The 20,834-nt window shown below is 70.2% G+C and carries 28 protein-coding genes; 17 read left to right on the forward strand and 11 right to left on the reverse strand.

From position 1 onward, the window contains the following. Positions 1-24: 24 nt before the first annotated feature. Positions 25-831 (reverse strand): hypothetical protein, encoded by an 807-nt coding sequence (locus LY41_RS03875; protein WP_253862413.1) that lies wholly within the window; start codon positions 829-831, stop codon positions 25-27. Next, a complete protein-coding gene (locus LY41_RS03880; RefSeq protein WP_253862414.1) occupies positions 828-1,799 on the reverse strand; it encodes a hypothetical protein in 972 nt (323 codons plus the stop codon). The genes LY41_RS03875 and LY41_RS03880 overlap by 4 nt, the downstream gene beginning before the upstream one ends. An 897-nt stretch (positions 1,800-2,696) precedes the next feature. Here LY41_RS03880 and LY41_RS03885 point away from each other — a divergent pair. The 11 genes from LY41_RS03885 to LY41_RS03930 all read left to right on the forward strand — a co-directional run bounded on the left by LY41_RS03885 (position 2,697) and on the right by LY41_RS03930 (position 9,372). Then, entirely contained in the window at positions 2,697-3,884 is a 1,188-nt protein-coding gene (locus LY41_RS03885; RefSeq protein WP_253862415.1) for a helix-turn-helix domain-containing protein, read from the forward strand. Positions 3,885-3,953: 69 nt separating this feature from the next. After that, on the forward strand, positions 3,954-4,079 hold the full coding sequence (locus LY41_RS23520) for a hypothetical protein (protein WP_301296481.1): 126 nt from the start codon (positions 3,954-3,956) through the stop codon (positions 4,077-4,079). Next, positions 4,076-4,303 carry a hypothetical protein gene (locus LY41_RS03890; protein ID WP_253862416.1) on the forward strand — a complete coding sequence of 76 codons (228 nt, stop codon included), beginning with the start codon at positions 4,076-4,078 and terminating at the stop codon, positions 4,301-4,303. Before LY41_RS23520 ends, LY41_RS03890 begins: the two co-directional genes overlap by 4 nt. A gap of 107 nt (positions 4,304-4,410) precedes the next feature. Then, entirely contained in the window at positions 4,411-5,130 is a 720-nt protein-coding gene (locus tag LY41_RS03895; protein WP_253862417.1) for a DddA-like double-stranded DNA deaminase toxin, read from the forward strand. A gap of 65 nt (positions 5,131-5,195) precedes the next feature. Continuing rightward, on the forward strand, positions 5,196-5,600 hold the full coding sequence (locus LY41_RS03900; protein WP_253862418.1) for an Imm1 family immunity protein: 405 nt from the start codon (positions 5,196-5,198) through the stop codon (positions 5,598-5,600). A 150-nt stretch (positions 5,601-5,750) separates the two neighbouring features. Next, entirely contained in the window at positions 5,751-6,134 is a 384-nt protein-coding gene (locus LY41_RS03905; RefSeq protein WP_253862419.1) for a lipopolysaccharide assembly protein LapA domain-containing protein, read from the forward strand. A gap of 345 nt (positions 6,135-6,479) precedes the next feature. After that, a complete protein-coding gene (locus tag LY41_RS03910; RefSeq protein ID WP_253862420.1) occupies positions 6,480-6,794 on the forward strand; it encodes a hypothetical protein in 315 nt (104 codons plus the stop codon). A 33-nt stretch (positions 6,795-6,827) separates the two neighbouring features. Then, positions 6,828-8,036, forward strand: a complete 1,209-nt coding sequence (locus LY41_RS03915; protein WP_253862421.1) for a peptidoglycan-binding protein — start codon at positions 6,828-6,830, stop codon at positions 8,034-8,036. Positions 8,037-8,203: 167 nt separating this feature from the next. Then, complete coding sequence (locus LY41_RS03920; RefSeq protein ID WP_253862422.1) at positions 8,204-8,614, forward strand: hypothetical protein; 411 nt, start codon at positions 8,204-8,206, stop codon at positions 8,612-8,614. A 105-nt stretch (positions 8,615-8,719) separates the two neighbouring features. After that, positions 8,720-9,157 (forward strand): hypothetical protein, encoded by a 438-nt coding sequence (locus LY41_RS03925; RefSeq protein WP_253862423.1) that lies wholly within the window; start codon positions 8,720-8,722, stop codon positions 9,155-9,157. Then, positions 9,157-9,372, forward strand: coding sequence for a helix-turn-helix transcriptional regulator (locus LY41_RS03930; protein ID WP_253862424.1), 216 nt, complete (start codon positions 9,157-9,159; stop codon positions 9,370-9,372). The genes LY41_RS03925 and LY41_RS03930 overlap by 1 nt, the downstream gene beginning before the upstream one ends. A 45-nt stretch (positions 9,373-9,417) precedes the next feature. Here the strand turns inward: LY41_RS03930 and LY41_RS03935 are convergent, their stop codons facing one another. Then, positions 9,418-10,428 carry a DMT family transporter gene (locus tag LY41_RS03935; RefSeq protein ID WP_253862425.1) on the reverse strand — a complete coding sequence of 337 codons (1,011 nt, stop codon included), beginning with the start codon at positions 10,426-10,428 and terminating at the stop codon, positions 9,418-9,420. A gap of 127 nt (positions 10,429-10,555) precedes the next feature. Between LY41_RS03935 and LY41_RS03940 the strand changes: the two genes are divergently transcribed. The 5 genes from LY41_RS03940 to bcp all read left to right on the forward strand — a co-directional run bounded on the left by LY41_RS03940 (position 10,556) and on the right by bcp (position 13,856). Beyond that, positions 10,556-11,470 carry a LysR family transcriptional regulator gene (locus LY41_RS03940; RefSeq protein ID WP_253862426.1) on the forward strand — a complete coding sequence of 305 codons (915 nt, stop codon included), beginning with the start codon at positions 10,556-10,558 and terminating at the stop codon, positions 11,468-11,470. 43 nt (positions 11,471-11,513) lie between these two features. Then, positions 11,514-11,993 carry a nucleoside deaminase gene (locus LY41_RS03945; RefSeq protein WP_253862427.1) on the forward strand — a complete coding sequence of 160 codons (480 nt, stop codon included), beginning with the start codon at positions 11,514-11,516 and terminating at the stop codon, positions 11,991-11,993. A 191-nt stretch (positions 11,994-12,184) separates the two neighbouring features. Continuing rightward, positions 12,185-12,361 (forward strand): hypothetical protein, encoded by a 177-nt coding sequence (locus LY41_RS03950; RefSeq protein ID WP_253862428.1) that lies wholly within the window; start codon positions 12,185-12,187, stop codon positions 12,359-12,361. Between the two features lie 413 nt (positions 12,362-12,774). Further along, the gene (locus LY41_RS03955; RefSeq protein ID WP_253862429.1) at positions 12,775-13,335 is read left to right on the forward strand and encodes a hypothetical protein; all 561 of its coding nucleotides are present in this window, start codon (positions 12,775-12,777) and stop codon (positions 13,333-13,335) included. A 41-nt stretch (positions 13,336-13,376) separates the two neighbouring features. Next, positions 13,377-13,856 (forward strand): thioredoxin-dependent thiol peroxidase, encoded by a 480-nt coding sequence (gene bcp / locus LY41_RS03960; protein ID WP_253862430.1) that lies wholly within the window; start codon positions 13,377-13,379, stop codon positions 13,854-13,856. 103 nt (positions 13,857-13,959) lie between these two features. Here bcp and rdgB read toward each other — a convergent pair whose 3' ends face one another. The 5 genes from rdgB to LY41_RS03985 all read right to left on the reverse strand — a co-directional run bounded on the left by rdgB (position 13,960) and on the right by LY41_RS03985 (position 17,787). Then, the gene (rdgB, locus tag LY41_RS03965; protein ID WP_253862431.1) at positions 13,960-14,574 is read right to left on the reverse strand and encodes an RdgB/HAM1 family non-canonical purine NTP pyrophosphatase; all 615 of its coding nucleotides are present in this window, start codon (positions 14,572-14,574) and stop codon (positions 13,960-13,962) included. Continuing rightward, positions 14,571-15,353 (reverse strand): ribonuclease PH, encoded by a 783-nt coding sequence (gene rph, locus LY41_RS03970; RefSeq protein WP_253862432.1) that lies wholly within the window; start codon positions 15,351-15,353, stop codon positions 14,571-14,573. The genes rdgB and rph overlap by 4 nt, the downstream gene beginning before the upstream one ends. Positions 15,354-15,392: 39 nt before the next feature. Further along, on the reverse strand, positions 15,393-16,163 hold the full coding sequence (locus LY41_RS03975) for an MBL fold metallo-hydrolase (protein ID WP_253862433.1): 771 nt from the start codon (positions 16,161-16,163) through the stop codon (positions 15,393-15,395). A gap of 139 nt (positions 16,164-16,302) precedes the next feature. After that, positions 16,303-17,085: a glutamate racemase gene (murI, locus tag LY41_RS03980; RefSeq protein WP_372493075.1), complete on the reverse strand. Its 783-nt coding sequence runs from the start codon at positions 17,083-17,085 to the stop codon at positions 16,303-16,305. Between the two features lie 36 nt (positions 17,086-17,121). Beyond that, positions 17,122-17,787, reverse strand: a complete 666-nt coding sequence (locus LY41_RS03985; RefSeq protein WP_253862885.1) for a rhomboid family intramembrane serine protease — start codon at positions 17,785-17,787, stop codon at positions 17,122-17,124. A gap of 501 nt (positions 17,788-18,288) precedes the next feature. Between LY41_RS03985 and LY41_RS03990 the strand changes: the two genes are divergently transcribed. Then, a complete protein-coding gene (locus LY41_RS03990) occupies positions 18,289-18,915 on the forward strand; it encodes a nucleoside/nucleotide kinase family protein (protein WP_253862434.1) in 627 nt (208 codons plus the stop codon). A gap of 72 nt (positions 18,916-18,987) precedes the next feature. Here LY41_RS03990 and LY41_RS03995 read toward each other — a convergent pair whose 3' ends face one another. The 3 genes from LY41_RS03995 to LY41_RS04005 form a co-directional block, all read right to left on the reverse strand. Further along, positions 18,988-19,938: a PLP-dependent cysteine synthase family protein gene (locus tag LY41_RS03995; RefSeq protein WP_253862435.1), complete on the reverse strand. Its 951-nt coding sequence runs from the start codon at positions 19,936-19,938 to the stop codon at positions 18,988-18,990. A 2-nt stretch (positions 19,939-19,940) separates the two neighbouring features. Beyond that, positions 19,941-20,219: a MoaD/ThiS family protein gene (locus tag LY41_RS04000; RefSeq protein ID WP_253862436.1), complete on the reverse strand. Its 279-nt coding sequence runs from the start codon at positions 20,217-20,219 to the stop codon at positions 19,941-19,943. A gap of 92 nt (positions 20,220-20,311) precedes the next feature. Beyond that, entirely contained in the window at positions 20,312-20,833 is a 522-nt protein-coding gene (locus tag LY41_RS04005) for a M67 family metallopeptidase (RefSeq protein WP_253862437.1), read from the reverse strand. Position 20,834: the final 1 nt, after the last annotated feature.

Genomic DNA, 20,834 nt, shown 5'->3' on the forward strand with positions numbered 1-20,834 from the left:
CCGTCCCCTGTGCGCGGTCGCGTCTCACACCGTCTTGAGCAGCCCCATGCGGGAGGCGATGCCACGTGCTTCGCGGGCGACGGCCTCGCGGCGGGCCCGGCCGATCATGGTCGAGATGATCTCGCGGACGAACATGTTGCCCCGCGTGCGCACCGGCCCGAGCCGTTCGGCGCGGGTGAGGAGGTCGATCACCTGCTCGTCCGGCTTACGCAGCCCGTACCGGGCCCGCGCGTACTCGATCAGGTAGGTGGTGCGCCGCGAGTCGATCTCCAGCTCGGCCGGGTCGATCGTCTCGGCCAGGGCTGCGGCGGTTGCGTGGTCGCCTTCCTCGAGGGCGGCGGTCATGCGCCACAGCACCACGTTCGCCGGGGAGAACAGCAGGTGGTGCCGGTTCCCATGCTCGACGTGCTCGGCGATGCCGGCAGCCTCATCGAGCGCAGCCTCCGGCGCGCCACCGGTCACCGACTCGGTGAACCCGGCGGTGAGGGTCAACGCGCCGCGGACGTCGTGCGCGTCGTCCGGCACTATCTCGAGGCCACGGCGGGCGAGCGTGCCCGCCCGCTTGTGGGCGCCGAGCCCGGACAACGCTTGCGTGCGGGCGAACTCGGCGAGCGCGATCCAGTGCGCCTCACCGAGCCGCTCGGCCGCGGCGCGACCGCGGTCGGCCGCGATCCACGCCAGGTCCGGCGCCCCGAGCCCCTTCACCAGTAGTGACGTCGTGTGGGTGGCGGTAACCAACGAGCGGAGCCCGTCCGCCTCGCGGGCGTGGGTGTGGAGCGCGACGAGCAGGTCCGGGATGCGCTGCCCGACCTCCAGCTCGGGCGCGATCAAATGTACAAGACATCACCGTCGGCCAAGATTGACGGCGGAAAGAATTCAGTCAGTATGTCCTCGGAAAGAAACACCCCGAAGTCACCCGAGTCTTGAGCAAATCCGAATTCGTGGAGCAGGTATTCACGGCGAACGAGCTGCAACCCAGGGCGAGCCTCATGCTCGAAACGGATGTCCAGGACGGGGTCCGCTTCCCAGTCGCTTACCCGCACGGAAGGGTTCGACACAGCCGGGGAATCAAGGTCGCCAGATTGGAGAACTCCGACAACGCCGTTCACGGCAACATCGCGCGGCGATGGCGCAAAGGGAGATTCCCCGCGACAGTGAGACGTGATGTCGAATTCCTGGGCACCTACCACAGTGGAGACATCCCCGTTGGTCTCCACTCGCAACACCTCTGCGGGCGGGCGAGAACTCCACGGACGTTTGGCCGCCCGCCGCATAGTTGCGAAGAGATTTCTATTCAGAACGACGGCATCCTGAAAGGCGCCGAATCCGGCGGGCACCTCGAACTCTTTCGTTGCCGACTCGCCAACATGGCGAGCGATAGTTGAATCCCAGGCGGTCCCATTGTCCTTCAAGGACGAAGAGAGATCCCACGAGCCGTATTCGTCCGACCTCAGTAGTCGTGATCTCCAGATCGATCTGCGAACGCGCACGATCTCCGAGTCTTCAGGAATACTTTCGGTGCGTGTGACCGTGAACTCCGTGTCATCCACACTGTCGATTCGGATAACGTCCGCGCCAGCCCGGTCGTCCACCCATACGCTGTTCTCGCAGTAAGCCACGGTTCGCGGCGGCCACAGCGCGGCAGTCGGACCAGCGGCCCACTCCCAAGTGACCATCTGTACAAAGCGTCCCGAGCGGTTCAGCATGATGGCGACGGGCTGCATCTCGTCGATAACGACGAGATGCAGCCCGATTGGGACCAGGCAGGTAGGCCTGAAGTACCGTGACCGGCGACTCATGGTCCGTATGGTTGCACCGGGGCATCTCGGCCGCAACTGTCCAGCCGTAGGCGCACTCTCGCCAGTTGTCGGACTGACTATTCCCGTTGGACCACATCGTATATGCGCCCCCGTTGTTGGCATTATAGATCACGCTTGCGCCGCCGTAACGTAGTTGCCAGCGTCCACGACCTCGGTCGACGTGAACGCCGTCGAACACGATCCGCGTGAAGCAGTCATGTGCTGCATCTACTTGGCTGGCATGTATCGGGGGCACTGTTCCTGAGTAATCCGGATGCGCGATATGGATCATCGCCCCGGTTTTCCATTCCGCAATGCACGTTGAGGTCGCTCGTGCCGCTCAGTGGAACACCCTCTCCAGAGCTGCGAATCGCTGACCACACAAGCTCGTTGGGCCACACCTCGTCGAAGTATCCCTCTAGATAATTGTCCCACTCATCAGTGCAATCGACTGGCATTACATTCGCTGGGGAAATATCGCCTAGTATCCCGCATCGGGAGTGTTGTGACCGTTTCAATCTATCGGATAGCACGGCGACCGCTGACGGCATGGGCATACACCACGCTCGTGTGGCTGCTGACGATCGGCCATGCCGACGCCAAGCACGACCGCGTGCGGCAACTACTGTCCGCCTTTCCGTTCCTCGTCCTCCTGGACGTCTGGGCAGGGCGGAAGTGTTCCCCGCTCGGAGTGGGGGCGATCGCCGTGGTGGCGTATTCGGCTCGTGGCTCAGCGCATACGCGCTGGTCGCACAGCCGCACTCGATTGATCCTTGCTACTGTCCCGGCTCGCCGGGCTACTCTGAGCGCGTACCTCATCTGCGGAGGGCACGGCCCCCGGTTTGGCCACCGGGGGCATTCCGCAGGTGATCACTCCGCAGCCGTGAGAGGTATGCGATGCAGTCCATCGGCGAGCGCATCCGGCAGCTACGCGGCAAGGCCCTCACCCAGCGGCAGCTCGCGGACACGGCGGGCGTGTCCATCGACATCGTGCGCAAGCTCGAGCAGGGCGCCCGGCTTACCGCGTCCAGCGGCACCCTGACCAGGCTGGCGCGTGCGTTGGACGTGTCGGTGCCGGAGCTGCTCGGCACGCGCATGGCTGTTCCCTCCGGCGACCCGAACACCGGCGTGGTCGCGATCCGCCGCGCACTGTCCCCGGTCGACGACCTGCTCGACACCCCCGCCGACGACGGCCAGGCGGCCACCCTCGCCGAGGCGCGCCGCACCGTCGACTACGCCTGGGGCACCTACTGGGACGGCCGCTACGACGAGCTGTCCGGGCTGCTGCCGACCGCACTGCCCCAGCTGCGCGCCACGCTGCACGCCGCCGGACCCGACGAGCGTGTCGAGGCGGCCGAGCTACTCGCCCGTGCCTACTGGGTCACCGGCTGCACGCTGGTGCACCTCGGCCAGACCGACCCGGCGTGGCAGGCCATCCGGCTCGCCCACGAGCACGCCGAGCAGGGCGGCGACGAGCTGCTCGCCGCGACCGTACGTGGGTCGATCTCGTGGCAGCTGCTCGTGCAGGGCCGCTACGACGAGTCGCACCGTGTCGCGGCGCGCACCGCGGAGGGGCTCGAGCCGCGCGGCGACGCGTCGCTGTCGCACCTGTCGGCGTACGGGTCGCTGATCATCACCGCGGCGACCGCGTCCGGTCGAGACCTCCGTACCGGCGAGGCTCGGCACCTGGTCGGCCAGGCGCGTGACGTCGCCGCCCGCATGGGCACCGACCGGCACGACTACGAGACCTATTTCGGCCCATCGCAGGTCGTGATGCAGACCGTCGACGTCGGCGTGGTCACCGAGGACTACACTGCCGCACTCGACGCGGCGCGGGAGATGCCACGTAACGGTGCCGCGCTGCCGCTCGCTTCCCGCTGTCGGCATCTGGCCGATCAGGCGATGGCGCACGCCCGCCTCGGCCACCGGCAGAAAGCACTCGACTCATTGCTCGCCGCGGAGACGATGGGGCCGGACTGGATCCGGCACCAGACACTGCCGCGGCGCATCGTCGGCGACCTGCTCGAACGGGACCGGCAGTCCCGACTGCGCGGCCTCGCACAGCGACTCGGCGTATCGGGGTAGTCCACCCGTGTAGTGGGACATGACGTCCTACCCGCTACCCACGGCGTCGCCGCTCATAACGTCCGGGTCATGTTCCAGCGACACCTGATGCGCGGCGTGTCCCGGCCGAACTGGGGCCAGGTCGTCGTTACCGACGACCCGCCCGAGCCCACCACCGGGGCCACCACGGCCGACGGCGACGAGGACGACGAGTGATCGCCCGCGACCGCGAGCTGCTCGCCCGGCTCGGGCAGGTCAACACCAGTCTCGGCCGCGCCGTCGTTGCGTTGATGTCGGCGCAGGCCGACGGTGAGCTGCCTGTCGACGGGGTGCGCGATCTGGCCGAGCTGCTCGGTAGCATGTCGGCCGAGTTGTACCGGCGGGCCGCCGAGCTCGAGGGCGGCCAGGCACCGGAGCGGGTCGTGATCGACGCGCACTGATCTCGCCTGCCCAGCCGGTGACACCCCGCACTCCCGGCCGGGCAGGCGCACCAGGACTGTCGGGGTGATGTGCCAGGCTGCGCGCCGCACACGCTGGGGGTGGTGACATGTCGCTCGATCGGCTGGCCGAGACCATCGGCCGTGTCCTCGACCAGCTCGCCGCCGCACGGTCAGCACTCGCCCACGCGTCGCAGGCCACCGTCGAGGTGCGCGACATGTACGCCCAGGCCCTCGAGGGGGCCCACGACGCGGACGCCGCGCAGGTGCCCGGCGTGGCCACGGAGGCCGTCGAGCAGGTCGACCAGCAGCACGGCCGCCTTGCCCAGATCGAGCCGCTGCTGCGCGGCTATCTGGACCGGCTCGGCGCGACCACTGCGCCCGCGTCGCGGCAGCAACCGGCGCCCGTCGCGCCCAGCGCCCCGGCCGGCGATCCGGCACCACCACCGGCACCGGCTGGGGTGTCGGCGCCGGACGGTTCGCGGTACCCGCACGCCGCGGCGTGGGCGGCCGACATGCTGCCGTCGCGAGTGGTGCCACGCACACAGCAGCGCACGGTCGGTCTCATCGACGGCGTGCCCGGCCAGTTCACCTCCGGCGTGGACGACACCTGGTCGGGCGCAGTGCAGCAGCGGCTGCGCGACCTCGGCCTGCGGCCGCAGTCGGCGCGATTCATGCAGGCACACGTCGAACTCAAGGTCGCCGAGTACATGCTGACCACCAGGCAGCGCCACACCGAGCTCGTGATCAACAACGAGCCGTGCCGCGCGCGCGACGCGCTGCGACCGGGATGCCGCGAGCTGCTACCGCGGTACCTTCCACGTGGGTAGACACTGACAGTGCACGGCACCACCGAGCACGGCGAACCGTACAGCGAAACGTTCGAGGGGACGGCATGACCACAGCCATCGAGGAACAGCCGGTCTACGACGTGAGCACCATCGACGACCCCGACGCGCTCGTGCTCATGATGCGCCGACTGAACGACGAGCTGACCCCGGACCGTGCGGGCGGGGTGGTGTGGAATCTGCTACCCGGCGCCGAGTCGGCTGCCGGTCTGGTCGCTGGCGTGAACGGCGCCGTGGGGTGCCTGACGTGGGAGGCCGATGACGGCACCGAGTTTGTGCCGGCGAACGGGTCGAACGGTGGCGAGGTCGACTACTTCACTTGGGACGGCCACCACTTCGTGCAGCCACCCCGCGCCGAGGTGCCGACCGACACGGTGTTCGACGCGGTCCGCGAGTTCGTCACCACCGGCCGGCGGCCGACCTGCGTGCCGTGGACGGAGACGCAGCTGTGACCAACGTCGGTAAGTGCAGCTGCCGACCCGGCCCGCGACACGGGCCACTCGGATGGGGACGTAGTCACTCGAATTAGGCATGACGAACCCGCATGACCAGGCCGAACGGCGTACGATGAAGGCAGGCCCATCACCGAGAGGGGGCCGATCATGACCGATACGCCGGCCACCGGGCCCGTACAGTCCACCCCTTCGCCGGACCCTCCGCCCACGAACTCGGCTCCACCGGTCGGCCCGAGCGCCGCCACCGAGCCACCGGCGGCCCCGGCCGCACCCGACCCGCGGCGCCGGACACGCACCAGCGCGCTGTGGATCGGTGTCATCGTCTTCGCCGCCGTGCTCGTGCTCCTGCTGATCTTCATCCTGCAGAACACGCAAGCCGTGGAGATCTCCTACTTCACCGTCAGCGGCAGCGTCTCGCTCGCCGTGGCCATGCTGCTCTCCACCGTCGCCGGGGTGCTGCTCACCGCGATTGCCGGGTCCCTGCGCATCCGGCAGCTACGCCGGCGCATACCGCGCTCGCCCCGCCACTGACCGCGCGCCACACAGCCACGCTCCGACCTCGGAAGCGTGGCTACCCGCGCGACCGGTGCTCGGTCGGCTCCACCAGATGAACCCGGCGGTCGTCGGGGTCACGGCTGTTCGAGCCCACCCTCCCCTCGACCACCGCCCTCCCCGACCACCGCCGGTGCCGCTGAACCCGACCGGGTCGCAGCTCGGGGGATTTCCCCATGGAACCGGTGCTCGCCGGAATGCGTCGGTACCATCAACGCCGTCTCGTTGCGGAGACCGTGCGCCTATGGGTACGAACCCGTCGGCCCGCGCGGCGGAACACAGGCGTCGGCACGGCGCGGACGTCATCATGGGGAGGGATCACGCATGAGCCGCCAATTCGATCCGGAGCAGATCGCCGAACTGGCCACGAAGGTCGGTCAGCTCAAGGACAGTTTCACCAAGACGGGCACGGACCTGGGCGACGGCGACCCCGGCAGCGCGTACGGCTCGCTGAGCAACGCGGCCAGCGCCGGTGAGACGATGCGGCACTTCTACAGCGGTATGAACTCCGAATTGAAAGCCGCCGCGAACCTCGTCGACGCCGCGTCCCGGGCGCTGGCCGACGCTGCCGAGCGCATGCAGGGCGACGAGGACGCGGGCGTGCACACTTTCGGGGGCGTCGACCCCGAGCGGGCTTGATCGGATCGAGGACCGGAACCAGGGGAGTTGCCGATGACCACCGCAGGACAGCAGTCGGAGACGCTCGACGACCCGTCGTACGACCGTCCGAAGTCGATGGACGACATCGACAAGCACTCCCAGCAGGCCCAGAAGCTCGACGCGTCGGCGCTCAACGACCAGGCCCAGAAGGTCAGCGGAGCCGCGACCAGCTCCAGCGAACTCGGAGACAATCTCAAAAACTTCCGCGACGACCTGGAACGCAACTGGGAGGGCAGGGACGCCGACGCGGCCGCCGACCATCTCAACGAGCTGAGCAGGGCCAGCTACCAGGTCAGCGACAAGGCCGCGAAGGCCAAGAGCGTCTTACAGGGCGTGTCCTCGATTCTGGAGAGCACCAAGAAGCAGGTCGCACAACTCGCCGGTGAGGCCACCGAGAACGACGCGGCGAACCGCAAGCTGATCGGTGCCGCTCGGCAGCGGAAGAACAGCGCCGACGACGAGAACGAGATCCAGGCCGCAGCGTCCGAGATCGAACGGCTGCGGCAGCTCAACGAGAAGAGCGCCAACGGCAAGAAGGCCGAGATCGAGGAGATACTCGACCACGCCGAGAAGCAGATCGACGAGCTCCTCGAACCCCTGGGCATCGCCATCGATGCCGGCTTTGCGTCCCGGCTACCGGCCGGCAACAGCGACACCACGACGGCCAGCGCGAGCCCCGGCCCCATCGACACCAGTGGTGGCCAGGCGCCCGCTGTCGGCGGCGGTGCCGCAGGCGGTGGTGGGGACTCCGGCGGCGGTGGCGCCGTCGCCGCGGTCCAGGGCGACGGGAGGCCTGCCAAGCCGATCGATGCCCGGGGTGACAACCCGGCCAAGATCGCCGAACAGTTCCTCGGCCGCAACGCGGGCGACCTCAAGAACAGCGGTGAGCTGCCCGCGATGGAGTCGTGGGTACCCAACGACGTCAACTGCGCGAACTTCGTTTCCGGCACCCTCGAGGCGGCAGGCCTGATCGATCAGAATCAGGCCAGCGCCTCGGTCGACCAGCTCTCGGCCAACCTCAAGGCGGACGGCTGGGAGTCGGTACCGCTCTCCGAGGCGAAACCCGGCGACGTGGTGGTCTCCAACGGTGGCGGACACGTCGTGCTGTATGCGGGCGACGGTCAGTTCATCGGCTCGAACAACATCAATCCCGACGGTTCGCAGCAGATCAGCATGGGCGGCGGCAGCGGCCTGGTCGAGGTGCTCACCCCTCCGACCTGATCGGCGAACGGCACCGCCACCCGGCAGGTCGACGTCCCCTGCCGCACTCACCCGACGCTGTACCATCACCGGGCCGGGCCGGCCGCCCCGCAGATTCCGACGTCGGCGCCGGGACGCGGTCGTGATCATCGGCCGAACCGCTGCCCTGCTATCTGGGAGGTAGCTCGATGCACACCCCGCCCGCGCAACCCGCACCGCACTCGCTGAACCCCGGCGATCCGGCCAGGGAAGCGGTACTCCAGGCCGCCACCGCACCGCTTCGCAACGCCGTCGGCGACCGGCTCGACGTGGCGGTGGAACGTCTCACCCGCATCGGCTCGTGGGTGTTCCTGCAGGGGACGATGCGCGGCGCCGACGGTGGACCGCCGAACTACACCGACACGGTCTTCGAGACGCGCCGTGCCGACGGTGTGATGTCCGATGTCTACATGGCGCTGCTGGACAAGGCCGATCCCGCGATCACCGACAACGACCCGCGGGGGTGGCGCGTGACCGAATGCGCCATCGGCCCGACCGACATCGCGTGGCTGCCGTGGTCGGACCGGCACGGCGCACCGCGCGCACTGTTCGGAGCCTGACACTCACACTCGGTGACCGGCCCCGGACCGGGCACCCCGGCGCGACCATCCGTAATGGTCAAGTTTCCTTGACACATCAATGTCAAGCACGCTTTACTTCCAGGCATGGAAAGCTCACTTGACACCACCCGGCCGAAAGCGCCCGCACGGGCCTACGTGCTGATGGTCGTGACGGGACTCGCGCTCGCGGCCGCGGTCGGCCTTCTCGCCGCCACGCTCCGATCCGACGACTGGTGGCCGACCTTCGCCGTCTTCGCGGCCACGACCGCAGGCCCGTTGCTGTCGTTGACCTGGCTCGTGTTCGTCGCCCGGTACACGGTCCGCCCGGACTCCCACCGGGACGACAACGCCGAGAGCCGGTGGCTCACCGAGGCGACCAGCAGCGCGTTCCACGACCTCGTCATCATGTGCGGAATCGCCCTGTTCCTGCTGTCGATCAGTGGCATCGAGGTCGGTGCCGCGGCGGCGCTGAGCGGCGTCCTCGTCGTCGCCGCCGTCGACACGGTCGTGCGTTATCAGCTCCTCAAGCGCCGGGCCGCGTGATGGACAACGTCGTCGCCGCCCTGCGCGCCGAACAGGAGTGGTCCCAGGCGCATCTCGCCGACCTGCTGGGCGTGTCCCGGCAGACGGTGGTCTCGATCGAGAAGGGCCGATTCGACCCGAGCCTGCCACTGGCGTTCCGTATCGCGCGCACGTTCGCGCGCCCCGTCGAAGACATCTTCACCCCCGACGAGTCCACCCCCGGCAGCGCGACGTGAGACCTCCGCACTGCCCCTACCGGCGGCAGGAGGGGTTCACGCGCGTCAATCCCGCACTCGTCTGACTGGACCGTCCACGGCCGGCGATGCGCACGCCGTGCGGCTGCGCGTCACCGGCGGGGACGTCGTCCTCGCCACGGCGGCGACGGCCGCGACGACCAGTCCGCAGCCGAGCAGTTGCAGCAGCGACGGCGTCTCCCCCAGGAACACGACACCGAGCGCGATCGCTGCCACCGGCTGGATCAGCAGGATCGTGGCGCCGAGCGCGCCGGGCAGTCTGCGGATCGCCGACCCGACCAGCAACCAGCCGAGGATCTGCCCCGTCACGGCCAGCACGGCGATCCAGCCGAACGACGACACCGACGGGGCGAGGTCGAGGGTGCCCGTCCCGAGCCCGGCGGCCAGTGCCACGGCGGCGCCGGCAAGGTTGACGGTCGTCAGCATCGTGACCTGCGAGCCGGGCTGGTCGGTGCGGCGCAGCACCAGCAGGTAGCCGGCGTAGGCGACGCCCGCGAGCAGGCCGGTCACGGCGCCGTAGACCGGCGCGTCACCGAACGCGTGCGCATCACCGATGCCGGCGGCCAGCGCCACCCCGCCGAGCGCCAGCGGCACCGTCGCCCAGAACGCCGTGCGCACGCGCTCCCGGAACAACACCAGGCACGCCAGCGGAACCAGTACGACCTGGATGTTGACCATGACGGTCGCGACTCCCGCGCCCACCGCTTGGATCGACTCCGACCACAGCACCATGTCCAGGCCGAGGAACAGTCCGGCGAGCACGTGCCGCCGATGGAACCGCCACCGGACGCCCGCGCGCAGGCCCAGCAACAGCAACAGCGGCACGGCCAGCAGGCAGCGGAAGAACGTCACCGTGGCACTGGAGGCACCGGCCAGTGCGACGAACAGCGGCGTCGTGCCGATCGTCAGCGCCCCGGCGACGGCGACGAGCCGCGCGTCAAGGCGGTCGAGCAAGCCCGGCGGCGTTGCCGTGCCGGGCGCGGCGGGCGTGTCGGGAGTGGACGGTCGGACGGCGGCGGGCGTGGCGGTGTCGGTCACGACATCCATCAGACCTGCGCACCGGCACGAACACCAGCGATGAAAACTGACGAATACCCATCACGAATCGTCATGAGCCGATCACGTCATCCCGCACCCGGCACCGCGAGCCCGTATCGTTGTTTATGTGTTCCGCATCGAACGCCTCCAGGCGCTGCACGCGGTCGACCGGCACGGTTCGCTCGCCGCCGCGGCCGAGACGCTGCACCTGACGCCGTCCGCGGTCTCGCAGCAACTGTCCAAACTGGAACGCGACGCGGGCGTCCGACTGCTGGTGCCGCACGGCCGCACGGTCAAGCTCACCCCGGCCGGAAAGGTGCTCGCCGAATCCGCGGAGACCGCCCTCGACGAGCTGACACGAGCGCGCACACGGATCGACGCGCTGTCCGGCAGCATCACCGGACCGGTGCGGGTCGGCACCGTGCCGACGGGCGTCTACGTGTTCGTCACCGAGGCGCTCACCGCACTCGTGGCCGACCATCCCGCCATCGAACCCGCCGTGGTGGAGGTCGAGCCGGAGGCGAGCCTGCCCATGCTCATCAACGGCCAGCTCGACATCGCGGTCGTCGAGAGCTGGGACAACATGCCGCTCACCCGCCCACCGCACACCACGTGGCGGGCGCTGCGCGACGACACCGCGCGCGTCATGCTGCCCGCCGACGATCCGCGCGCCACTGCGGACGTGATCGGCGCACGCGACGTGGCCAGGGACAGCTGGGTGTCGTGGACGGCGGGCTCCCGCGCGCACGCATGGCTGTGCCACACGCTGCGCGAACGCGGTGTCGAACCGGACGTGCGCCACTACGTCACCGGGTACGCCACCCAGTTCTCGCTCGTCGCCCGGCTCGGGGCCACCGCGCTCATGCCGGCGATGTCGCTGGCCGTGGCCTCCGGACACGACATCCGCGCACTGAGGCTCGACGACCCGTCACCGCGCCGCACGCTGTACGCCGTCACGGCCGAACCCCAACCGCGACCCGCCGTCGGAGCCTGCCTCGATGCGCTCGCCGACGCGGCCCAGCTCGACCACGCCACACCGTGATCCGGCCTGGCGGGCGGACGGCGAGTGCGCGAAACTGCCCGCCATGGTGGACGAAACCGACCTGAAGCATCTGCGGCGGTGCGTCGAGCTCGCAGAAGCGGCGCTCGACTCGGGGGACGATCCGTTCGGTTCCGTGCTCGTCACGGCGGACGGCACGAGGGCGTTCGAGGACCACAACCATGTCTCGGGCGGCGATCACACCCGGCATCCGGAGTTCGCGATCGCACGCTGGGCCGCCGAGCACCTGACCTCCGAGCAGCGCGCGGCGGCGACGGTCTACACGTCCGGCGAGCACTGCCCGATGTGCGCCGCGGCGCACGGCTGGGTCGGCCTGGGACGCATCGTGTACGCGTCCTCGTCGCAGCAGCTGACCTCCTGGCTCACCGAGCTGGACACGCCGCCACCGCGCGTGCGCCCACTGCCGATCGGCGAGATCGTTCCGGATGCCCTGCTCGACGGCCCCGTCCCGGAGCTCGCCGGGCAGGTCCGGGCTCTGCACGCCCGCAGGCACCGCGGCTCGTGAACCGGCGGCCCGCGGGCCTGCTGGGGCCTGCGCACCCACCCGGCCCGCCGGCCGAACGCGATCGCGTGTCCGCACGAACGAGTGCCGGAGGGCCGGACGGGTCCGGATGGATGCAGTACCGTCACAACCCCACCCGCGACCGCGCTGCCCGCGACCGCGCTGCCCCCGACCACGCCGGAGGTGACCTTCCCGTGCAGAACCCGCTGCGCTGGCCGGGACGTCTCGCCGACTGGTTCGAACTGCGCGGCGTGTACGTACCCGGCGAGGACAACCGCGTCGTCGACCCGTGGCGCGACTGGGGCTGGCTGATCGTCGCGTGGCTGGTGACGTTCGCCGTGTTCATCCTCCTGTTCGCGTTCGCGCTCTGACAGGCTCGTCTCCCTGCCCGTGGCGGAGCACCCGCTCCCGCGTCACCACGTCGCTGTATCCCACGTCCCGTGCCACCGTGTCCCACGTCCCGTGTCGCCGTGTCCCCCACGTCAGCACGTCCCCGCGCGGTGACACCGGTGCCGACCCGGCACCGATCCGTACTGCACCATTCGGCGGTACCGGATCGTGTGACACAGGACATTCGCGGGTCACGAGCAGGACACATCCCAGAACCAGGAACGCCTCAACACCGCCGTGCGGGTGGCACTACTCCGTTCGCGCAAGCACAGTGGTCCGGGGCGTCACCCGGCGCCCGATGCGAGGTACCGCGCAGGCCGAAGACGCCGCGTGCGCATTCCCCGCATCGACGACGAGCCGGCGGTGCGGTGTGCACCCAGCGGGCGGAACAGGAGTGACAGCGGTGCGAAAGGGCAGGCCGGGGCTGGCCGTCTGCGCGCTCCTGGCACTCACCGCCTGCGGTGCCGAGTCCGCCACACCCACCGGCGGGGCGGCCGTCCCCCCTGGCACCACCAGCCGGGCTCCGGTCTCCGACACACCCGCCCGCGAGACGCCCGCACAACCGGCCGTGCTGTTCGGCGCGGACCACCGGTTCGGCTCCGGACTGGTCGTCAACGTGTCCGAGCCGAAGACGTTCACGCCCAGCGATTCGGCGTTCCCGGACGCGGACCGTGCCGCGGCATTCACCCTCACCGTGTACAACGAGACGGACAAGCCGTACCGGATCTCGCAGCTGTCCGTGCGCGCCGCCTCCGGCGGCGAACGCGCCCCGCAGGTCGTCGACCCCACGCAGGGATACACCGGCATCGTCGAGGCCGACAGCGATCTGCCCGCAGGCGAGCGCGTCGAACTGTCGTACGCCTTCGCCGTCCCGCCCCGGCACGAGATGCTCAAGCTCACCGTGTGCCCGGACATGTCCCGTGAGTCCCGAGCGATCTACCACGGCACGGTCTGACGCCCCGGTCTCCGCAGGACGGCGCCGGATACGCTTCGGGCATGACCGAGCAGACGCGACTGGAACCCGGCGACACGGCCCCCGACTTCACCCTGCCCGACAGCGAGGGAAACGACGTCTCCCTCGCCGATTTCCGTGGCAGCGACGTCGTCGTGTACTTCTACCCGCGCGCGAGCACGCCGGGCTGCACCACGCAGGCGTGCGACTTCCGCGACAACCTGGCCCTGCTCGGCGACTCCGGCTACCGGGTGCTGGGCATCTCGCCGGACAAGCCGGACAAGCTCGCCACCTTCGCCGGGAACGAGGGGCTGTCGTTCCCGCTGCTTTCGGACCCCGACAAGACCGTGCTCACCGCATACGGCGCGTTCGGGGAGAAGAAGAACTACGGCAGGATCGTGCAGGGCGTGATCCGCTCGACCTTCGTCCTCGACGGGGACGGCGTGATCGTGAAGGCGATGTACAACGTCCGCGCCACGGGCCACGTCGCGCGGCTGCTCAAGGAACTCGAGCTGGGCGGCTGATTCCCTCGCGACGACCGGAGCCCGGGAACACGGGGTCGGCGCCGGTGCGGGTCTTTCGCCGTCCCGGCGCCCCGCGGAAGCACGCGGGGCGCCGGGACGCGGCTCAGCCGGCTTCGGCGTACTCCTGCAGGTGCGGCAGCAACGAGCGCAGCGCCTTGCCCCGGTGCGACGCGGCGTCCTTGGCGGCGGGGTCGAGCTCGGCCGAGGTCCGCGTCTCGCCCTCGGGCACGAAGATCGGGTCGTAGCCGAATCCGTTGCTGCCGCGCGGCTCGCGGATGATCGTGCCGCGCCATTCACCGCGGACGACGATCTCCTTGCCATCCGGTACGACGAACGCGGCCGCGGACACGAATCCGCCGCCCCTGCGCTCGTCCGGCACGTCCTGCAGCTGGCCGAGCACGAGCCGCAGGTTCGCCTCGTCATCGCCGTGCCGCCCTGCCCAGCGGGCCGACAGCACGCCGGGCATGCCGCCCAGCGCATCGATGCTCAGTCCGGAATCGTCGGCGATCGCAGGCAATCCGGTCGCCTTCGCGGCGTCGTACGCCTTGGCGACCGCGTTCTCCTCGAACGTCGCACCGGTCTCCGGAGCCTCCGCGAACTCCTCCACATCGGACAGTCCGAGCACCCGGACGTCGCTCAGTCCGCGCTTGACCACGATGCGCCGCAGCTCGTCGAGCTTGCCCGGGTTCCGGGTGGCGAGCAGGATCCGCGTGGTCACTTGGAGCCCTTCGACTTCTTGTCCGTGCGTGCCCGCTCGGGCAGCGTGCCGGGGTACGGCTCGGCGAGCGCCTCGGACTGCATGCGCGCGAGTTCGGCACAGCCCGCCTGCGCGAGGTCCAGCATTTTGTCCAATGTGGACCTCGTGAACGTGGCACCCTCACCGGTTCCCTGCACCTCGATGAGCGTTCCCGCGTCCGTGGCCACAACGTTCGTGTCGACCTCGGCGCGCGAGTCCTCCTCGTAGGGCAGGTCGAGACGCACCCGCCCGTCGACCACGCCGACGCTGATCGCCGACACCGTCGCCGACAGCGGTTTCGGGTCGGCGAGCTTGCCTGCGGCCTCGAGCCACGTGATGGCGTCGGCCAGGGCGACGTAGCCGCCGGTGATCGCGGCCGTGCGCGTGCCGCCGTCGGCCTGGATCACGTCGCAGTCGAGCTGAATCGTGTTCTCACCGAGCGCAGCCAGGTCGATGCACGAGCGCAGCGACCGGCCGATGAGCCTGCTGATCTCGTGGGTACGGCCGCCGATCCGGCCCTTCACGGACTCCCGGCTGCTCCGCTCGTGCGTCGCGGACGGCAGCATCGCGTACTCGGCCGTGACCCAGCCGAGCCCGGATCCCGCCCGCCAGCGCGGCACGCCCTCGCTCACACTCGCTGCGCACAGCACCTTCGTGTCGCCGAACTCGATCAGTACCGATCCCGCGGGCCACTGCTGGAAGCCCCGGGTGATCCGTACCTCGCGAAGCTGGTCGTCGTTCCTGCCGTCTTTTCGCACCACGGCGCCCGACCCTACAACCCGAGCGGCCCGGCGCGATCGCTAGACCTCGTACACGTCGCCCTGGGTCACCACATCGATGTCGCCGCCGAACACCGCCCGCGCCTCGGCCAGCACCTCCGCGGCGTCGGTCCACGGCGCGATGTGCGTGAGCAGCAGCCTCCCGACGCCGGCACGCGCTGCCAGCCTGCCGGCCTGGGTGCCGGACAGATGCACCCCGGGCGGGCGGTCGGGGCTGTCGGTCCACGACGCTTCGGCCAGCAGCACGTCGGCTCCGCCCGCCAGTTCGTCGAGCTCGTCGCACGGCCCCGTGTCGCCGGTGTAGGCGAGCGTGCGCCCACCGTGCGACAGCCGGACGCCGAACGCGGGCGTCGGATGGTTCATCGGCACGGTCACGACGTCGAACGGGCCGAGCCGCCACGTGCCCTGCGACAGCGCATGGAAGTCGTAGACGTCGGACAGGTCCGCATCGCTGCGCTCGACCTCGTCGGCGGCGAACGCGTTGGCCAGCCGCACCGGAGCGTCCTCGGGCGCGTGCACCGGCAGCCGGCGCCGCGCCGGGTCGTACGGCGGCGCAGGGTGGTACCGGCGCAGCACGGTCAGCGCGGTCATGTCGGCACAGTGATCGGGGTGCAGGTGCGACAGCACGAGGGCGTCCACGTCGAACGGATCCCGCACGCCCTGCAGCTGCGCCAGCGTTCCGTTGCCCAGCTCGAGGCCGAGCACGAAACCGTCGGCCTCGACGACGTAGCCGGATGCCGCGCTGTTCGGCCCGGGAATGCTGCCCGAGCAACCGAGGATCGAGAGTCGCACGACTCGTACCTTGCCACAGTCCGATCGGCCGATGCCCGCACTACGTGGCGGCGAGCACGCCGAGCATGACGATCACTACCGCGGCGCCGGTGATCACTGCCACGGCGCCGACGATCACTGCCGCGGCGCCGACGGTGGATCAGGCGAGCGTCAGGGCCGGGCCGAACCCCATGAACCGGCCCGCGAGCCGGGCGAACCGCTCCTGGTCACCGGTGGCGTGGAAGACGTGCCGCGGCTCCTGTTCCGGCTCGGCCAGCAGGTCGTGCTCGGTGAGCAGGCGCACGACGTCCTTGGCGGTTTCCTCGGCGCTGGACACGAGCGTGACCTCCGGGCCCATCGCCAGCTGCAGCACGCCGGTGAGCAGCGGGTAGTGCGTGCAGCCGAGGATCAGCGTGTCGACGCCGTCGCGCGCGAGCGGTTCGAGATACCCCTGCGCCAGCCCGAGCACCTGCCGTCCCGACGTGATGCCGCGTTCGACGAAGTCGACGAACCGCGGGCAGGCCACGCTGGTGAGCTGCGCGTCGTGGGCGGCGGCGAACGCGTCGTCGTAGGCGCGCGAGCGGACGGTGCCCTCCGTGCCGATCATGCCGACGCGGCCGTTGCGGGTCGTGGCCACGGCGCGGCGCACCGCCGGCAGTACGACCTCGACGACCGGGATGTCGTAGCGCTCGCGGGCGTCCCGCAGACAGGCCGACGAGGCCGTGTTACAGGCGATGACCAGCGCCTTCACCCCGTCGTCGACGAGCCCGTCGAGGGCCTGCAGCGCCAGTTCACGGGCGCGCGCGATGGGCAGCGGGCCGTACGGGGCGTGCGCGGTGTCCCCGACGTAGCGCAGGCTCTCGGCGGGCAGCTGGTCGGCGACGGCGCGGGCGACGGTCAGTCCGCCGACGCCGGAGTCGAAGATTCCGATCGGGGCGCTCACGTACTGCAGGCTATCCCGTAGCGGGTGTACCGCGGCCTATCCCGTGGCGGAACCGGCGCCGCCCGCCGTCTTCCGGTTCGCCGCCCGGTCGGCCTTCGCCGCCAGCCAGGCGGCCAGCACACCGCCGAGCGCACCGAACAGGTGTCCCTGCCAGGAGATTCCGGCCTGGCCGGGCAGCACGCCCCACAGCATGCCGCCCCAGATCGCCAGCAGCACCGCCGCGACGGCGAGCTGCGCGAGGCTCCGGTTGAACACGCCCCGCACCAGCAGGAACGCCAGCCAGCCGAACGCGAGGCCGGACGCGCCGACGGTGATGTCACCGGGAGCCGCGGTCAGCCACACGCCGAGGCCGCCGACCAGCCAGATCGTCGCCGTCACCATTACCCACTGGCCGATGCCGCCCGCCATCGCGAGGAACGCGAAGACCAGCACCGGGACGGTGTTGGCCAGCAAGTGCGCCCAGCCGTGGTGCAGCAGCGGCGCCCACGCGATGCCGTCGAGCCCGCCGAGCGACCGCGCGACGATGCCGCCGTCGTCGAGCCGCGCAGGCAGGATGACGTCGATCAGCTCGATCACGTACAGCACGACGATGAACGCCAGCGCGACGATGCCCGCGGCGAGCGGTTTCGGCGGCAGGATCCGCTTGGCGAGCGGACGCGCCTGCTGTGCGTCACCGGCGCCGGGCGTGGGAACGGGCTGCATACTCACAGGTCCAGATTACGTCTCGGAACCCCGGCCCGGCCTCGGTGACGACCCTGAAATCCGCCCGCCCGTCGCCCGTCCCTCGACAATGCGCTGCCGCGCACTGCACCTTCGCGTGTCCTGCACTCAGCACCGCGTGTTGCGCCTTCCAGGGCCCGTGTTGCGGGTTCCAGGGCCCGTGTTGCGGGTTCCAGGGCCCGTGTTGCGGGTTCCAGGGCCCGTGTTGCGGGTTCCAGGGCCCGTGTTGCGGGTTCCGGGGCCCGTGTTGCGGGTTCCGGGGCCCGTGTTGCGGGTTCCGGGGCCCGTGTTGCGGGTTCCGGGGACCGGGTCGGGCGGGTTCTGGTCCTCGCAACACCTTGCGGGTTCCGTGTCGGCACGAGCGCCCGCCGGCTGCCGCGGGGCCTACTCGCCGACCGTGAGCCCGGTGCCACGTGGCCGCCGCCGCGGAACCTGCGGACGTGACGACTCCTCCCGGCGCCGCCGGTCCGTAGGATCGCCGGCGTGCGTTTCCGGCCCGTCTCGTTCGACCGTCTCGTGACCGAACTCGCCGAACGGATCGGAGCCTCACCCACCGACCGGCACCCGGTCGTGGCGTTCGACGGCGCGGCGGGCGCCGCCGACCCGGCCGGACTCGCGGACGCCCTCGTCGACCCGCTGCGAGTCACGGGGCGCGAGGTACTGCGCGTGTCGACGTGGGACTTCCTGCGGCCCGCCTCGCTGCGGTTCGAACGCGGCCGCCACGACCCCGACACGCGATACGAGGACTGGCTCGACGTCGGAGCGCTGCGCCGCGAGGTGCTCGACCCGCTGCGGCCGGGCGGCACGGGCGAGGTGCTGCCGGCGCTGTGGGACGCCGACGCGGACCGGGCCTACCGGCGGCCGCGTACGGCGCTGCCCGGCGGCACGGTCGTGCTCGTCGACGGGGAACTGCTGCTCGGCCGCGGACTGGACTTCGACCTCACGGTCCACCTGTGGCTGTCACCCGCGGCGCTGACCCGCAAGCTGCCGACCGGCGACCACTGGGCGCTGCCGGCGTACGAACGGTACGAGCGCGAGGTCTCCCCCACCGACACCGCGGACGTCCTCGTGCGCGTGGACCACCCGCGGAACCCGGCGGTCAAGGACTGAACACGACTGCGGTCCCGCCGGAAACCCGGCGGGACCGCAGTCGTGTCGAAGCAGGATCGTGCGAGACCGTCGCTATGCCCAGAGTTGGCCGTCGAGGCGCTCGGCGGCCTCGTCGAGCGAACCGGCGTAGGCACCGGTCGACAGGTACTTCCAGCCCGCGTCGGCCACGACGAACGCGATGTCGGCCGACTGGTCCTTCGCGATCGCCTTCTCGGCCATGCCCAGCGCCGCGTGCAGCACGGCACCGGTCGAGATGCCGGCGAAGATGCCCTCGTGCTCGAGCAGCTGCCGCGTGCGCCGCAGCGCGTCGTAGGCGCCGACGGAGTAACGGCCGCTGAGCACGTCCGGGTCGTACAGCTCGGGAACGAAGCCGTCGTCGAGGTTGCGCAGGCCGTAGACGAGTTCGCCGTACCGCGGCTCGGCGGCGACGATCTGCACGTCCGGCTTGGCGTCCTGCATGTACCGCCCGACACCGACGAGCGTGCCCGTGGTGCCGAGCCCGCCGACGAAATGCGTGATCGTCGGCAGGTCCGCGAGCAGCTCCGGACCGGTGCCCTCGTAGTGGGCGACGAGGTTGGCCGGGTTGCCGTACTGGTACAGCATCACCCAGTCCGAGTTGAGCTTCGCGAGCTCCTTGGCCTTGCGGACGGCCTCGTTCGACCCGCCCGCGGCCTCGGAAAAGACGATGCGTGCGCCGTAGGCCTGCAGCAGTTGCTTGCGCTCGGCGGACGTGTTCTCCGGCATCACGCAGACCAGGCCGTAGCCCTTGAGCTTGGCGGCCATGGCCAGCGAGATGCCGGTGTTGCCCGACGTCGGCTCGAGGATCGTGGCACCGGGGCGGAGCGAACCGTCCTTCTCGGCGGCCTCGATCATCTTGAGCGCCGGACGGTCCTTGATCGACCCGGTCGGGTTGCGGTCTTCGAGCTTCGCCCACAGTCGGACGTCCTCCGACGGGGACAGGCGCGGCAAACCGACGAGCGGGGTGCCACCCAGTGTGTCGATCAAGGACTCGTAGCGGGCCATGATCAGCGCATACCGCCGGCGACAGCGGGCAGGATCGTCACGGTGTCGCCGTCGGTGACCTCGGCGTCGAGGCCGCCGACGAACCGGACGTCCTCGTCGTTGACGTAGACGTTGACGAACCGGTGCAGCTTCTCGTCCTTGACCAGGCGATCCTTCAGGCCGCCGTGGCGCGCCTCGATGTCGTCGATCACCTGGGCGACGGTCTTGCCGTCCGCCTCGACGGCCTTCTCGCCGCCGGTGTGCGTACGCAGGATCGTCGGGATGGACACGGTCACGGCCATGGGTTACCTCCGCAGAATGGCTTGTCGATGAGGACAGACGTTGGCGCACGCGGGAAAATTCCGCGTGTGACCCGGACCACGCCGGGCCGCGATCAGGCGTCGGGGACGTCGTCGCTGCCGGTGTTGGCGAACATGTACGACTCGACGGGCGTGACGTCCGGGCCCAGCCGGATCGCCGGGCTCTCGGCGCCTGCCTCCCCGACGATCTCGACCGGCTCCTCGGTGACCTCGCCCTCGACGATCCGGTACGACCGGAAGTCCGCGACGTCGCCGGACCGTGTCGACACCAGCACGTAGTGCGCGAAAGGCTCCGAGGCGAACGCGATGTCGGTACGCGACGGGTAGGCCTCGGTGGCCGTGTGCGAGTGGTAGATCACGACGGGTGTCTCGTCGTTGGCGGCCATCTCGCGGTACAGCTTCAGCAGGTCGCCCGAGTCGAACTCGTAGAACGTCGGCGAGCGCGCCGCGTTGACCATGGGGATGTAACGCTCCGGGGTGTCGCGGCCGTCGTCGGGCCCCGCGATGACCCCACAGGCCTCGTCGGGGTGGTCACGACGGGCGTGGGCGACGATCGCGTCGACATGGTCACGGCGAATCCGAAGCACGACACCCATC

The organism is Prauserella halophila, assembly GCF_024171895.1.
Classification (GTDB): domain Bacteria; phylum Actinomycetota; class Actinomycetes; order Mycobacteriales; family Pseudonocardiaceae; genus Prauserella; species Prauserella halophila.

Excerpts from the sequence above, each read along its gene's own strand:
- LY41_RS03880 (WP_253862414.1), bottom strand. The coding sequence starts at position 1,799 with ATGAGTCGCCGGTCACGGTACTTCAGGCCTACCTGCCTGGTCCCAATC.
- LY41_RS03885 (WP_253862415.1), top strand. The coding sequence starts at position 2,697 with ATGCAGTCCATCGGCGAGCGCATCCGGCAGCTACGCGGCAAGGCCCTC.
- LY41_RS23520 (WP_301296481.1), top strand. The coding sequence starts at position 3,954 with ATGTTCCAGCGACACCTGATGCGCGGCGTGTCCCGGCCGAACTGGGGC.
- LY41_RS03895 (WP_253862417.1), top strand. The coding sequence starts at position 4,411 with ATGTCGCTCGATCGGCTGGCCGAGACCATCGGCCGTGTCCTCGACCAG.
- LY41_RS03900 (WP_253862418.1), top strand. The coding sequence starts at position 5,196 with ATGACCACAGCCATCGAGGAACAGCCGGTCTACGACGTGAGCACCATC.
- LY41_RS03905 (WP_253862419.1), top strand. The coding sequence starts at position 5,751 with ATGACCGATACGCCGGCCACCGGGCCCGTACAGTCCACCCCTTCGCCG.
- LY41_RS03910 (WP_253862420.1), top strand. The coding sequence starts at position 6,480 with ATGAGCCGCCAATTCGATCCGGAGCAGATCGCCGAACTGGCCACGAAG.
- LY41_RS03915 (WP_253862421.1), top strand. The coding sequence starts at position 6,828 with ATGACCACCGCAGGACAGCAGTCGGAGACGCTCGACGACCCGTCGTAC.
- LY41_RS03920 (WP_253862422.1), top strand. The coding sequence starts at position 8,204 with ATGCACACCCCGCCCGCGCAACCCGCACCGCACTCGCTGAACCCCGGC.
- LY41_RS03925 (WP_253862423.1), top strand. The coding sequence starts at position 8,720 with ATGGAAAGCTCACTTGACACCACCCGGCCGAAAGCGCCCGCACGGGCC.
- LY41_RS03930 (WP_253862424.1), top strand. The coding sequence starts at position 9,157 with ATGGACAACGTCGTCGCCGCCCTGCGCGCCGAACAGGAGTGGTCCCAG.
- LY41_RS03945 (WP_253862427.1), top strand. The coding sequence starts at position 11,514 with ATGGTGGACGAAACCGACCTGAAGCATCTGCGGCGGTGCGTCGAGCTC.
- bcp (WP_253862430.1), top strand. The coding sequence starts at position 13,377 with ATGACCGAGCAGACGCGACTGGAACCCGGCGACACGGCCCCCGACTTC.
- LY41_RS03985 (WP_253862885.1), bottom strand. The coding sequence starts at position 17,787 with ATGCAGCCCGTTCCCACGCCCGGCGCCGGTGACGCACAGCAGGCGCGT.
- LY41_RS03995 (WP_253862435.1), bottom strand. The coding sequence starts at position 19,938 with ATGGCCCGCTACGAGTCCTTGATCGACACACTGGGTGGCACCCCGCTC.
- LY41_RS04000 (WP_253862436.1), bottom strand. The coding sequence starts at position 20,219 with ATGGCCGTGACCGTGTCCATCCCGACGATCCTGCGTACGCACACCGGC.
- LY41_RS04005 (WP_253862437.1), bottom strand. The coding sequence starts at position 20,833 with ATGGGTGTCGTGCTTCGGATTCGCCGTGACCATGTCGACGCGATCGTC.